Here is a 12,809-nt window from a genome sequence, read left to right on the forward strand (position 1 = left end):
TCTCTGGAACCCTAATTCGTTCGCGGTTGGGACCTGTGGATCCTCGGACTGGAGCGGGTGAAGGGAATCGAACCCTCGTATTCAGCTTGGAAGGCTGCTGCTCTACCATTGAGCTACACCCGCCCGGTGGTCCGGGACGCGCCATGTCCTCGACCGTGACATCGAAGCCAAGCGGGCTTTGGTGGAGGGGGCTGGATTCGAACCAGCGTACGCTATGCGGGCAGATTTACAGTCTGCTGCCTTTAACCACTCGGCCACCCCTCCAAAGGGCTTCGCCGCACGGCTCGGCGAATGGCGGGGCGGAATATCGACATCCCTGCGCGGAAGTCAAGCATGCGTGATGCGAAAATCGTAAACTTGACCCCGCCCGCCTCACAGCGCACAGGACGGCGATGACCCGCACACCCCAGAACCGCCCGCCCCACGCCGCGCCGCCTCACGCCTCGCGGTCCGGTCCACACCAGGGCCAGCGCCCGGATCAGCGCGGCCCGGGCGGCCGCGCCCCCGACGGACGGCCGCCGGCGCGCGAGCCCGACCGCTACCTCTACGGCGTCCACGCCGCCGTCGCCGCGATCCTGAATCCGGAGCGGGAGATCACCCGGGTGCAATGCACCGAGGCCGGGTTGGCGAATCTCTCCGACGCGCTGGCACAGGCGGCCGAGGCCGGCATCGACCGCCCGGCGCCGGAGATCGTCGACCGCGCCCTGATGGACCGCTTCCTCAAAGGCGCCGTGCACCAGGGCATCGCGATCGAGGTCAAGCCGCTGGACGCGCCGGACATCGACGATCTCGGCCGCGAGGCGGAGCTGCGCGACGCGACGCAGGGGCGCAGCGTGGTGGTGGTGCTGGACCAGGTGACCGACCCGCACAACATCGGCGCCATCCTGCGCTCCGCCGCCGCCTTCGGGGCGTTGGCCGTCATCGTCACCGACCGCAACACGCCGGAGGTCACCGGGGTGATGGCCAAGGCGGCGTCGGGCGCGGTCGAGCACGTGGCCCTGACCCGGGTGAAGAACCTGGCCCGGGCCCTCGAATCCCTCGGCGAACTGGGCTTCCACCGGATCGGCCTGGCCGAGGAGGGCGAGACGTCGCTGGCCGAGGCGATGCAGGGCGACCGGGTGGCGCTGGTGCTGGGCGCCGAGGGCGAGGGTTTGCGCCACCTGACGCGCGAGACCTGCGACGTGCTGGCCAAGCTGTCGACCCAGGGCCCGATCGGCAGCCTGAACGTCTCCAACGCCGCCGCGATCGCACTGTATGAGGCGGCACGTGGGAGCTGAGCCTTCTTGTCGGCCGCACCTATATGACCACATAATGTGTCCATATGGTAGCTTGAGATGGACACCATGGATGCCAAGACGATGGGGGCCGCCGAGTTCAAGGCCTCTTGCCTGCGCGTCATCGAACAGGTCGCGACGGACCATCGGCCGGTGACGATCACCAAGCGTGGCCGACCGGTGGCCGTGCTGTCGCCGGCACCCACAGAGACGGATCATCCCGGCATCGTCGGTGCGTTGCGTGGAACTGTGCTGCGCTACGACGATCCCTTCGGCCCGGCGGCGGATCCGTCGGACTGGAGCGCCGGCGCGTGATCGTTGCCGACACCCATGTGCTGATCTGGGCCGTGCAGGATGACGAGCGGCTCGGTCCCGCAGCCCGCAACACGGTGGAGTCGGCGGCTCGGGCGAATGGGCTGACCTTAGCCGCCATCACGCCCTGGGAGATCGCCATGCTGGCACAGAAGGGTCGTTTGGCGCTGGGACGCGAGGTCGGCGCCTGGATCGATGCCGCCCTGGCGCTGCCGGGTGTCCGGTTGGCCCCGCTGCTGCCGGCCATCGCCGTCGACAGTGTCCGGCTGCCAGGCGACATGCACGCCGATCCGGCCGATCGCATGATCGTCGCCACGGCGCGGCATCTGGGCTTGCCGCTGCTGACCGCCGACGGCGCTCTGCTCGCCTATGGCGCGGCCGGGCACGTGGCTGTCATCGATGCGGGACGATAGGAAAGATGCCCATGGCTGCGCCACGCGAAGCCCGTAAGGGCGAAAAACGAGAGCCGGACATGACACGCCCCAGTCCGTCTTCGCTTTCGCTTCGCTCCAGCTACGCCGGACACTGCTTCGCCCTAAACGGCCTCCGCGTGGCTGCGCCACGCGTAGCCCGAAGGGCGAAGCGTGGTGGGCCCGGCAGGATTCGAACCTGCGACAACACCGTTATGAGCGGCGGGTTCTAACCGCTGAACTACAGGCCCGTCCGGCGCCCTTCTAGCAAGCGGCGCCGGCGCGGGGAAGCCGATTGCGGCGCCCGGCCGGGTGGGGATGGGCCGGGCGCCGCAGACCGGGCTACTGTGCCTTCTGCCCGCCGGCCATCATCTGCTTGATGATGCCGACGATGACCATCAGCACGCCGCCGCCGACGCCGCCGCCGACGATCTGGCCGATGATCGCGCCGATATCGAGGCTGCCGCCTGCCGCCGCCGCGCCTAGGGCCGGGATGATCGCCGTCAGGATCTGGCCGCCGATGCCGCCGCCGACGATGCCGGCGATGGAGTTGCCGACCGTGCCGAGGCTGTACTGCTTGACCGCGGCGCCGGCCACATTGCCGCCGACCGCACCTGCCACGAGCTGGATGATCAACGTCACGATGTCCATCGGATCTCCTTCCGATCGATGGAGCGCCGTCGGGCGGTGCGGCGCAGAGGCAACCGACTGCCGAATCATCGGCACCGCACAAATAACGATGCGCCTCGGCCCGTCTCGTCTCAAGATATATTTGGGAACGGGCCGAGACCTCTTCCTTTCACCCGAAGAACACGCCGCGTCGTCGGCGCGCGATTTCGGCGACTCTATTGTCGGATTTAATCTTCGTTACGGATCCGAACGGGATCGGTTCAGGATCGAGACGGAAGTCCGTAGCCGGGCCGGTCGACATAAAATCACAAATCCATCTAGCTATATAACATATAACACAAACTAAATGGATTGATATTTTCTGCTTTCACCCAAATCTTCGTCCTATTGCCGCCCAGCCAGAGACCGCCGCCATGCGCCCCAGCCTTTCCTTCCTCGTCGCCGCCGCGACGCTGCTCGCTCTGGCCGCCCCGGCAGCGCAGGCCGAGACCGACACGCTGCGGATCGCGCAACAGTTCGGCATCTCCTACCTGCCGATGATCGTGGCCAAGCAGCAGAAGCTGATCGAGGCGGCGGTCACCGAGGCCGGGCTGCCGGCGCCGGAGATCGAGTGGATCCAGGTCAGCGGTGGTGCGGCGATGAACGAGGCCCTGCTGTCCGRCAGCCTGGACGTCGCCGCGGCCGGGGCCCCGCCGGCGATCACGCTGTGGGCCAAGACCCGCGGGTCGATCGACGTCAAGGGCATCGCCTCGCTGGGCTCGATGCCGATCTACCTGACCACCAGCAACCCGCAGGTGAAGTCGCTGGCCGACTTCACCGACAAGGACCGGATCGCCCTGCCGGCGGTGAAGGTCGGGTTCCAGGCGGTGGTGCTGCAGATGGCGGCGGCCCAGGCCTTCGGCGAGGACCAGGCGACGAAGCTGGACGACCTGACCGTGAGCATGGCGCATCCGGACGCGACCGCGGCCCTGCTGTCCGGCAGCGCCGAGGTCACCGCCAATTTCGGCGCCCCGCCGTTCCAGAACCAGCAGCTGCAGGATTCGAAGATCCATCGGGTGCTGAGCAGCTTCGACGTGCTGGGCGGGCCGCACACCTTCAACGTGATCTACGCCACCGGCGCCTTCTACGACGAGAACCCGAAGACGGTGGCGGCGATCGTCACCGCGCTAGACCGCGCCGACCAGTTCATCCAGGCCCATCCGGCCGAGGCGGCGAAGCTGTACATCGCGGCCGAATCCTCGAAGCTGCCGGAGGCCTTCGTCGAAGCGCTGATCACCGCCCCGGACACGCGCTACACCGTGGCGCCCGAGAACATCCTGAAATTCGTCGAGTTCCAGCACCGCATCGGCCAAATCAAGACCACCACGACCGATTGGCGCGACCTGTTCTTCCCGCCGCTGCATGACCGCCAGGGCAGCTGAGATGGTGGCCCCTGCCCTCGCCCGGGTCCCTGATGCCGCGACCGAGGCCCTTGCCCTGCAGGTGGAGGGCGTCACCCTGTCTTACGTCGTCGACGGCCGGACGGTGACGGCGGTCGAGGATGTCAGCCTGGAGATCCGCCGCGGCGAGCGGCTGGTGCTGCTCGGCCCGTCCGGCTGCGGCAAGTCGAGCCTGCTGAAGAGCATCGGCGGCTTCCTGCCGCCCGCCGCCGGCCGGGTGCTGCTGGACGGCCGGCCGGTGTCGCGCCCCGGGCCCGACCGGATGATGGTGCTGCAGGATTTCGAACAGCTGCTGCCCTGGCTGACGGTGCGGCGCAACCTGATCGCGGCCCTGTCCTGGGCCAGGCGCACCCGCCGGGCCGAGGCCGAGGCGATCGCCGACGACATGCTGCAACGCGTCGGCCTGGCCCGCGTCGCCGACCAGTATCCGAGCACCCTGTCGGGCGGCATGAAGCAGCGCGTCGCCATCGCCCGCGCCCTGGTATTGCGGCCCGAAGTGCTGCTGATGGACGAGCCCTTCGCCGCGCTGGACGCCATGACCCGGCGCCGGATGCAGGAGGAGTTGCTGGCGCTGTGCGAGGACACCGGCGTCACCACCATCTTCGTCACCCATGCGATCGACGAGGCGATCGTGGTCGGCAGCCGGATCGTGGTGATGACCGCGCATCCCGGCCGGATCCGCGCCGTGATCGACCTGCCGGGCGGCCGCGGCCCGGACCGGGGCGACCCGGCCTTCGCGGCGCTGGAGGCCCGGATCGGCGGGCTGATCGCCGACCAGATCGGCCATTCGGAGACGGCCGATGGTTGACTATCAGGGCCTGCTGCAGGCCGGGTCGCCGCTGCGCCCGGCCAAGGCCGAGGCGGCGCCCGTGCGGCGCTGGATCGGCACCGGTGCCTGGCGCCGCGTCCTGATCCTGGCGGCGCTGGCTGCCGTGTGGGAGATCACAGCCCGCCTCGTCGGCAGCCCGCTGCTGCTGCCCGGCTTCCTGACCACCCTCACCGCCTTCGGCGAGGGCGTGGCCAGCGGCGAGCTGCCGCTGCGCACCCTGGCCTCGCTGCAGGTGCTGGTGGCGGGCTACGCCATCGGCGTGGTCGCGGCGGCGGTCCTGGCCGGGCTGGCCACCGCCAGCCGCCTGGGCGCCGAGCTGCTGTCGACCCTGACCGCGATGTTCAACCCGCTGCCGGCCATCGCCCTGCTGCCGATCGCCCTGCTGTGGTTCGGCCTGGGCACGCCCAGCCTGCTGTTCGTGATCGTTCATTCGGTGCTGTGGCCGCTGGCGCTGGCCGCGCATTCCGGCTTCCGCGCCGTGCCGCGGCCGCTGGCCATGGTCGGGCAGAATCTCGGCCTCGGCGGCGCCGCCTATGTCACCCGGATCCTGGTGCCGGCCGCCTTCCCGGCGATCCTGGCCGGGCTGAAGATCGGCTGGGCCTTCGCCTGGCGCACCCTGATTGCCGCCGAGCTGGTGTTCGGCGTCTCATCCCGCTCCGGCGGGCTGGGCTGGTTCATCTACGTCAACCGCAACCAGTTGGAGACGGCCAATGTCTTCGCCGGCCTCCTGGCCATCATCCTGATCGGCCTGCTGGTCGAAAGCCTCTTGTTCCGCACCCTGTCCCGGCTCACCGTCGAGCGCTGGGGCACGCAGAACCCCTGAGTTCGACGGAAACGGAAACGCCGCCATGTCCTTCACCACCCGTCCTTTGTCCGGGCTGCTGGGCCTCGAGATCTCCGGGCTCGACCTCGCCACCCCGCCGGACGACACCACCTTCGCCCGGGTTAAGTCGCTGTTCGAGGCGAACTCGGTCGTGGTGTTCCGCGACCAGCGGATCACGCCTGAGCAGCACATCGATTTCAGCCGCCGCTTCGGCGAGCTGGAGATCCATGTGCAGCACCATTTCCACCTGGCCGGGCACCCGGAGATCCTGATCGTCTCGAACGAGACGCGGGAGGACGGCAAGCCGTTGGGCCTGGCCGATGCCGGCCGCTACTGGCATTCTGACCTGTCCTACAAGGCCGAGCCGAGCCTGGGGTCGCTGCTGCACGCCCAGACGCTGCCGCCGGTCGAGGGCGACACGCTGTTCGTCAGCATGGCCGCGGCCTATGACGCGCTGGACGACGCCACAAAGGCGCAGATCGAAGGCCTGACGGCCGTGCACGACTACAGCGCCCGCAACGTGGCGCAGCAGGCCAAGAGCTCGCTGCGGCCCGGCCTGACCGCGGACCAGGCCAAGACCGTGCCGCCGGTGACCCACCCGGTGGTGCGGATCCATCCCGCCACCRGCCGCAAGGCGCTGTTCGTCAATGAGGGCTTCACCACCCATATCACCGAGCTGGAGCGGCCGCAGAGCGACGCGCTGCTGCGCCGGCTGTTCGCACACATGATCCAGCCGCAGTTCCAGTACCGGCACCGCTGGCAAGCGCATGACCTGGTGTTCTGGGACAACCGCGCCACCATCCACCTGGCCACCGGCTGCCCGCCGCACCTGGCCCGCACCCTGTACCGGACCACGGTGAAGGGCGACCGCCCGATCGGCCCGCGCGACCGGGCGGCAGCCTGAAGACGGCTGCGCCGTCCCCATCGCAGGACGGGGACGGCGCGCCGGACGCTCACGCCGGCTGAAGCTGCGGGCTTCGCCGCGATGGCAGGGGCGGGAAGACCAGCGCGATGGCGACGGCGCCGAGCCCGACCGCGAACGACCCGATATAGAGCCAGTGATAAGCGGCGAAGGTGTCGAACACCCAGCCGCCGGCCAGGGGGCCGAGCGCCATGCCGATGCTGGAGGCCATGGTCACCGCGCCGAACACGGTGCCCATCGCGGCTTGGCCGAAATACTCGCGCGCCAGCACGGCGTAGAGCGGCATCACGCCGCCATAGGCGGTGCCGAAGATCGCGGCCAGCAGATAGAACTCGCCGAGATTGCCGACGAACAGATAGGCGACGATGACGACCGCCTGCAGCAGCAGCCCGGCCACCAGCACACGCTTGACGCCGAGGCGGTCGGCCAGGACGCCGAGCAGCAGCCGCCCGCCGAGTCCGGCCAGCCCCTCGACGCTGTAGATGGTGACGGCGGCCAGCGGTGCGATGCCGCAGGTGATGGCGTAGCTGACCATGTGGAAGATCGGCCCGGAATGGGCGGCGCAGCACAGGAAGAAGGTTGCCGCGAGGACCGCGAATTGCGGCGTGCGGAAGGCGCTTCCCGCCGACATGTCGCCGATCTTGCCGGACGGCGCCGGGGCCGCGGCATCGCCGATTGCGGCAGGCGGGCGGCGCACCAGCAGCCCGGCCGGCAGCAGCAGGACCCAGGCGGCGATGCCGATCACCATCATCGCCGTCCGCCAGTCATAGGCCGCCACCAGCCAGGCGGCGAAGGGCGAGACCGTCATCGGCGCCACGCCGATACCCGCCGATACCAGCGACACGGCCAAAGCGCGATGGCTGCTGAACCAGCCGGTGGCGGCGGCCACCATCGGGGCGAAGAAGGCGCCGGCCGCCAATCCCACGAGCGTGCCGTAGGTCAGCTGGAACGCGGCCAGCGTGGTGGCATGGCTGGCCAGGACCAGGGCCAGGCCCAGCAGCGCCGCGCCGCTGAGCACGACGATCCGGGGGCCGAGCCGGTCGCTGAGCGTGCCCCAGGCGAAGCCGGCCACGCCCATGACCAGGAAGTTCAGGGTCATGGCGCTGGAGATGCCGGCGCGGCTCCAGCCGGTGTCGGCCGCCATCGGCTGCAGGAAGATCGCCAGCGAGAACATCGCGCCGATGCCGACGCAGGTCATGAGCGCGCCGACACCGATGATGACCCAGCGATAGGGATTGTCCGTCCGCGGTTGCGACATAGGGGCCTCTTCCGCATGGCGCCGGATCGCTTCCGGAGGGGCCCATCCCGCTCCGGAACGCCGGCTCTCATGCTGAAGACGAACGGGCCGGCCGGGAATCGACATCCCGGCCGAAAATATTTTACCTCCTGGTAAGGTATTCGGCGAGAGAGACCGCCCCGGGCCGGTCGTCAGCCCTCCAGCCGAGCATAGGAAGCGGCCGTCGCCTTGGCGCCCTGGCGATACAGAGCGTCGAGGGCGCGGGTCACCGCGGCGCGGAGCTTTGGCTCGCCCGGCAGGTCGTCGCCGAACACGGCGCGGACGCCGAGCAGCGCCGGCGCCAGCCGCTCCGCCACCGGCCCGGCCTCACGCGCGATCGCGGCGAGGTCGGCTGCCAGCGGGTCGCGGACGTCGATCGGCTTGCCGGCCTCGTCGGTGCCGGCGACATAGCGCATCCAGGCAGCGACGCCGAGGGCGTGGCGGTCGACCGGCAGGCCGCGGGCCAGCCGGTCGCGGACGGTGCCGAGCAGCCGCTGCGGCAGCTTCTGCGTCCCGTCCATGGCGATCTGCCAGGTGCGGTGCTTCAAAGCCCTGTTGCGGAAGCGGTCGATCAGCGAGCGCTTGTAGCCCGCGACATCGGCGCCGGGCGGCAGGGTCAGGGTCGGGGTGGAGTCCTCCATCAGCGCTTCGACGAAGGCGGCGATGCCCGGCTCCGCCATCGCCGCCGCCACCGTCTCGCAGCCGGAAAGATAACCGAGATAGGCCAGCGAGGAGTGGCTGCCGTTGAGCAGCCGCAGCTTCATCGTCTCATAGGGCGCGACCTCGGACACCAGCGTCGCCCCCGCTGCTTCCCAGGCCGGGCGGCCGGACAGGAAACGGTCCTCGATCACCCATTGCAGGAAGGGCTCGGTGACGACCGGCCAAGCATCCTCGACCCCGAGCGCGGCGGCCATCCGCGCGCGATCCTCGTTCGTGGTGGCCGGCACGATGCGGTCGACCATGGTCTCCGGGCAGGCGATCTCACCCTCGACATAGGCACCGAGATCGGGCGAGACCAGCGCGGCGAAGCGCGACAGGATGCGGTGCAGGGTGCGGCCATTGGCCGGCAGGTTGTCGCAGCACAGCGGGGTGAAGGGCGCCAGCCCCTCCGCCCGGCGGCGGGCGATCGCCCGGGCCAGGATGCCGACGGCGGAGCGCGGCGCCTCGGGATGGGCCAGGTCGTGGACGATGTCGGGATGGCTCTCGTCCAGCCGGCCGGTGGCCGGGTCGTGGCAATAGCCCTTCTCGGTCACGGTCAGGCTGGCGATGGCAACCGAGGGCCGGCACAGCGCGTCCAGCAGCGCCGCCGGGTTCTCCGGCGCCACCAGCACGTCGCGGACGGCGCCGATGACGCGCAGCGCCTCGCCGTCGCTGTCGCGGACCGACAGGGTATAGAGCCCGTCCTGCGGCACCAGCGCGTCGCGCGTGTCCGGGCTGCGCAGGCTGGCGCCGAGGATGCCCCAGCGCCGGTCGCCCGCCGCCAGCACGTCGTCGGTGCAGACCGCCTGATGGGCGCGATGGAAAGCGCCGATGCCGAGATGGACGATGCCGGTGGCGACCGCATCGCGGTCATAGCCCGGCCGCGCCACCGATGCCGGCAGCCCGGCCAGGGCGGCCGTACCAAGCCGCCGCGAGGAGCTGGTCATGCGCCGAGTTCCTGACGGCCGGAGTGATCACGAAGCAGCATCGGCGGCGCCCTTCCCTTGTCTCATCTTCCCTGCGGTAGCGCCGATCGATGCCGGACACAACCTCTCGAATCCCGCTGCGATCCTAGTATGGCAGTTTTGGATGCGGCAACATCTGGCAGGCGTGCCCGTCGGGCCGAACGAGACGGACGGCTTGGCCAACTCCCACCGTCATTCCACCTGGAGAGCCGCCCGCACGTCCTTCATCAACAGAAACAGTTGAAAAGGATCGACCGGTGACGGCTCGAAATCGAAACGTTCGTAGAAAGCGCGCGCTGCCTCGTCCTTGGCATGGACGAGAAAGGCGCGGATGCCTGCGATCTCTGCCGCCTGAGCCGTGCGCAGCAGCGCGTCCTTGAGCAAGGCCTTGCCGAGGCCGTTGCCCTGCTCCGATGTGTCGACGGCGAGTCTTGCCAGCAGCATCACTGGCACCGGATGCCGTGGCAGTCCCTTGACCGTGCGCGAGGGCGCCTCAGCGCGATCCACCGCTCCCACGGTCAGGCTGTAATAGCCGACGACACGCCTTTCCCCGCTCCGGCAGACGCAATAGGTCTGGGCGCTGTCAGCCTTTTGGTTGGTGAGGGCGAAGCGGATCAAGAAACGGTTGAGCGGGTCCTGTCCGCAATCGAAGTCGTCAAACTCGTGAATGGCGTCGAGCTTCTCGACAGGGCCGTAACGCCTCGCGCTCACTCGAGCACGCTCTTCCTGTCCAGCAGCTTCTTGAGACGCGGCTTGGCAGTCACCGGGCGGTCGAGCGCTTCCTGGAAGGCTGCCCAGCGCTCATCGTCGAGCCGGAAGACGCGTCGGTCGGCCATCGTCATTTCGGCGGCAGCGAGGCCGGCTTCCAGCAGGAACTCGGTGACGTTCTTGTGCGACGAGGCCGCGGCGCTCTGCAGCAACGCCTTCATGGCCGGGGTCGCCCGAACTTCGATCCGCTCTGACTTGGCTTCCGAGGACATTGGAGAGTCTCCTTCTCCCCTTCATATCATACGGACAACATACGGACAAACGTCGTAAGGCAGGAGTGCGGCGACGACACCCAGGATCAGAATCGAAACGGGCAGCCCGAAGGCTGCCCGTTCAAGCCGGAATTCGCAATTCGCTCAGGTATCCAGGAAGCTGCGCAGCTTGCGGCTGCGGCTCGGGTGCTTCAGCTTGCGCAGCGCTTTCGCCTCGATCTGGCGGATGCGCTCGCGTGTCACCGAGAACTGCTGGCCGACCTCCTCCAGCGTGTGATCGGTGTTCATGCCGATGCCGAAGCGCATGCGCAGCACCCGCTCCTCGCGCGGCGTCAGCGAGGCCAGCACGCGCGTGGTGGTCTCACGCAGATTGGCCTGGATCGCGGCATCCAGCGGCTGGACCGCGTTCTTGTCCTCGATGAAGTCGCCAAGATGGCTGTCCTCCTCGTCGCCGATCGGCGTCTCGAGGCTGATCGGCTCCTTGGCGATCTTGAGGACCTTGCGCACCTTCTCCAGCGGCATCAGCAGGCGCTCGGCCAGCTCCTCCGGGGTCGGCTCGCGGCCGATCTCGTGCAGCATCTGCCGGCTGGTGCGGACCAGCTTGTTGATGGTCTCGATCATATGCACCGGGATACGGATGGTCCGTGCCTGGTCGGCGATCGAGCGGGTGATCGCCTGCCGGATCCACCAGGTGGCATAAGTCGAGAACTTGTAGCCGCGGCGGTACTCGAACTTGTCGACCGCCTTCATCAGCCCGATGTTGCCCTCCTGGATCAGGTCCAGGAACTGCAGCCCGCGGTTGGTGTACTTCTTGGCGATCGAGATCACGAGGCGGAGATTGGCCTCGACCATCTCCTTCTTGGCACGCCCGGCCTCCTTCTCGCCCTTCTGCACGGTCGAGACGATGCGGCGGTATTCCGAGATCGGCAGGCCGACCTCGTCCGAGATCTGGCTGATCTGGCCGCGCACCCGCTGGGCCGAGGCGCCGTTCTTCTCGGCGAACTTGGCCCACTTCTTGTCGAGGCCGCGCACCCGCTCGATCCAGCTCGGTTCGAGCTCGTGGCCGAAATAGTTCTGCAGGAAGGATTCGCGGCTGACCCCGCCCTCGACGACCAGGCGCATGAGCTGGCCTTCCAGCCCCATCAGCTTGCGGTTCTGGGCGTAGAGCTGCTCGACCAGCTGCTCGATCCGGACATTGTTGAGGTGCACGCCGTCCATCAGGCGGACCATGTCCTCCTTCAGCTTGTCGTACTTGGCATCGGCCTGCTTGGAGATCGCCTCACCCTTCTGGATATGGGTCAGGCGCTGCTCCTGCAGCTTGTGCATTTTCTGGTAGGTCTGCTCGATCGCCTCGAAGGTCTCGAGCACCTGCGGCTTCAGCGCCTCCTCCATGGCGGAGAGGGAGATGCCGCCGTCGTCGTCCTCGCCTGCCTCGCCAGCCCCGCCCGCTGCGGCCTCGCCCTCTGCTTCCGGCTCGGCCTCTTCCTCGGCGTCAGCCTCGCTCGCGCTCATGGCCAGTGCCTCGCCCTCCGGGCTGGCACCGTAGGTGGCATCAAGGTCGATCACGTCGCGCAGCAGCATCTTCCCGTCCTTCAGGGAGGAATGCCATTCGATCATCGCGCGGATGGTCAGCGGGCTCTCGCAGATGCCGCCGATCATCATCTCCCGGCCGGCCTCGATGCGCTTGGCGATGGCGATCTCGCCCTCGCGCGACAGCAGCTCGACCGAGCCCATCTCGCGCAGATACATGCGCACGGGGTCGTCGGTGCGGCCGACATCGTCGTCGTCGAGGTTGCCGGCATTGCGGCCCTCGCCGTCGGCATCGCCGCCGGCGGCGGCCGCGGTCTCCTCGGACTCCTCGTTCTCGACGACGTTGATGCCCATCTCGGACAGGTTCGAGGTCACGTCCTCGATCTGCTCGGACGAGGTCAGATCCGGCGGCAGGGCGGCGTTCAGCTCGTCGATCGTGACGTAGCCGCGCTCCTTGCCCTTGGCGATCAGCTTCTTCACCGCCTGGACGGTCACGTCCATCGAGGCGCCGTCCGCGCCATCCTCGCGCGTTTCGGCCGAATCCGCTGCCGCAGCTGTCTTGGTTGCCATCTGCACCCGTGCCCCTTCGCCCGCCGCCGTCAGGCCCCGCTGTCAAGAGGGGCCCGAAGCTGGCTCTCATACCTAAGCTTCCGCGCGCAAGGAAGGGGCACGACTCGAATCATGCCTGCCCCGACCGCGCCGCGGYCTCAATTCCATTCC

13 protein-coding genes and 3 tRNA genes are annotated in these 12,809 nt (G+C 68.7%); 7 read left to right on the forward strand and 9 right to left on the reverse strand.

Going from position 1 to position 12,809, the window contains the following annotated elements; translation table 11 throughout:
- Nucleotides 1-49: 49 nt before the first annotated feature.
- Together AB4Z01_RS24060 and AB4Z01_RS24065 are read right to left on the reverse strand one after the other, a co-directional pair.
- Nucleotides 50-123, reverse strand: a tRNA-Gly gene (locus AB4Z01_RS24060).
- A gap of 56 nt (nucleotides 124-179) precedes the next feature.
- Nucleotides 180-264: transfer RNA gene (locus AB4Z01_RS24065), tRNA-Tyr, on the reverse strand.
- A 128-nt stretch (nucleotides 265-392) separates the two neighbouring features.
- On the opposite strand from AB4Z01_RS24065, the gene rlmB reads away from it, so the two are divergent.
- The 3 genes from rlmB to AB4Z01_RS24080 all read left to right on the forward strand — a co-directional run bounded on the left by rlmB (nucleotide 393) and on the right by AB4Z01_RS24080 (nucleotide 1,999).
- Nucleotides 393-1,277: a 23S rRNA (guanosine(2251)-2'-O)-methyltransferase RlmB gene (gene rlmB, locus AB4Z01_RS24070; RefSeq protein WP_441698294.1), complete on the forward strand. Its 885-nt coding sequence runs from the start codon at nucleotides 393-395 to the stop codon at nucleotides 1,275-1,277.
- Nucleotides 1,278-1,343: 66 nt separating this feature from the next.
- Nucleotides 1,344-1,589, forward strand: a complete 246-nt coding sequence (locus tag AB4Z01_RS24075) for a type II toxin-antitoxin system Phd/YefM family antitoxin (RefSeq protein WP_441698296.1) — start codon at nucleotides 1,344-1,346, stop codon at nucleotides 1,587-1,589.
- Entirely contained in the window at nucleotides 1,586-1,999 is a 414-nt protein-coding gene (locus tag AB4Z01_RS24080) for a type II toxin-antitoxin system VapC family toxin (protein WP_441698298.1), read from the forward strand. The genes AB4Z01_RS24075 and AB4Z01_RS24080 overlap by 4 nt, the downstream gene beginning before the upstream one ends.
- 172 nt (nucleotides 2,000-2,171) lie before the next feature.
- On the opposite strand, the gene AB4Z01_RS24085 is transcribed toward AB4Z01_RS24080, so the two are convergent.
- Nucleotides 2,172-2,247, reverse strand: a tRNA-Ile gene (locus tag AB4Z01_RS24085).
- A gap of 91 nt (nucleotides 2,248-2,338) precedes the next feature.
- Nucleotides 2,339-2,647, reverse strand: a complete 309-nt coding sequence (locus AB4Z01_RS24090; protein WP_441698300.1) for a hypothetical protein — start codon at nucleotides 2,645-2,647, stop codon at nucleotides 2,339-2,341.
- Between the two features lie 392 nt (nucleotides 2,648-3,039).
- On the opposite strand from AB4Z01_RS24090, the gene AB4Z01_RS24095 reads away from it, so the two are divergent.
- The 4 genes from AB4Z01_RS24095 to AB4Z01_RS24110 are packed head-to-tail and all read left to right on the forward strand — an operon-like array spanning nucleotide 3,040 to nucleotide 6,621.
- The gene (locus AB4Z01_RS24095) at nucleotides 3,040-4,047 is read left to right on the forward strand and encodes an ABC transporter substrate-binding protein (protein ID WP_441698301.1); all 1,008 of its coding nucleotides are present in this window, start codon (nucleotides 3,040-3,042) and stop codon (nucleotides 4,045-4,047) included.
- Nucleotide 4,048: 1 nt separating this feature from the next.
- The gene (locus tag AB4Z01_RS24100) at nucleotides 4,049-4,873 is read left to right on the forward strand and encodes an ABC transporter ATP-binding protein (protein ID WP_441698303.1); all 825 of its coding nucleotides are present in this window, start codon (nucleotides 4,049-4,051) and stop codon (nucleotides 4,871-4,873) included.
- The gene (locus tag AB4Z01_RS24105) at nucleotides 4,866-5,717 is read left to right on the forward strand and encodes an ABC transporter permease (protein ID WP_441698305.1); all 852 of its coding nucleotides are present in this window, start codon (nucleotides 4,866-4,868) and stop codon (nucleotides 5,715-5,717) included. The genes AB4Z01_RS24100 and AB4Z01_RS24105 overlap by 8 nt, the downstream gene beginning before the upstream one ends.
- A gap of 25 nt (nucleotides 5,718-5,742) precedes the next feature.
- On the forward strand, nucleotides 5,743-6,621 hold the full coding sequence (locus tag AB4Z01_RS24110) for a TauD/TfdA dioxygenase family protein (protein ID WP_441698307.1): 879 nt from the start codon (nucleotides 5,743-5,745) through the stop codon (nucleotides 6,619-6,621).
- 49 nt (nucleotides 6,622-6,670) lie between these two features.
- On the opposite strand, the gene AB4Z01_RS24115 is transcribed toward AB4Z01_RS24110, so the two are convergent.
- The 5 genes from AB4Z01_RS24115 to rpoD all read right to left on the reverse strand — a co-directional run bounded on the left by AB4Z01_RS24115 (nucleotide 6,671) and on the right by rpoD (nucleotide 12,659).
- Complete coding sequence (locus AB4Z01_RS24115) at nucleotides 6,671-7,897, reverse strand: MFS transporter (RefSeq protein WP_441698308.1); 1,227 nt, start codon at nucleotides 7,895-7,897, stop codon at nucleotides 6,671-6,673.
- Nucleotides 7,898-8,067: 170 nt separating this feature from the next.
- Nucleotides 8,068-9,561 (reverse strand): mannitol dehydrogenase family protein, encoded by a 1,494-nt coding sequence (locus AB4Z01_RS24120; RefSeq protein WP_441698310.1) that lies wholly within the window; start codon nucleotides 9,559-9,561, stop codon nucleotides 8,068-8,070.
- Between the two features lie 210 nt (nucleotides 9,562-9,771).
- The gene (locus AB4Z01_RS24125) at nucleotides 9,772-10,290 is read right to left on the reverse strand and encodes a GNAT family N-acetyltransferase (RefSeq protein WP_441698312.1); all 519 of its coding nucleotides are present in this window, start codon (nucleotides 10,288-10,290) and stop codon (nucleotides 9,772-9,774) included.
- Nucleotides 10,287-10,559: a type II toxin-antitoxin system TacA family antitoxin gene (locus AB4Z01_RS24130; RefSeq protein WP_441698314.1), complete on the reverse strand. Its 273-nt coding sequence runs from the start codon at nucleotides 10,557-10,559 to the stop codon at nucleotides 10,287-10,289. Before AB4Z01_RS24130 ends, AB4Z01_RS24125 begins: the two co-directional genes overlap by 4 nt.
- A gap of 144 nt (nucleotides 10,560-10,703) precedes the next feature.
- On the reverse strand, nucleotides 10,704-12,659 hold the full coding sequence (rpoD, locus tag AB4Z01_RS24135; RefSeq protein ID WP_441698316.1) for an RNA polymerase sigma factor RpoD: 1,956 nt from the start codon (nucleotides 12,657-12,659) through the stop codon (nucleotides 10,704-10,706).
- Nucleotides 12,660-12,809 lie beyond the last annotated feature (150 nt).

It is taken from the genome of Inquilinus sp. YAF38, assembly GCF_052113205.1.
Taxonomy (GTDB): Bacteria; Pseudomonadota; Alphaproteobacteria; order DSM-16000; family Inquilinaceae; genus Inquilinus.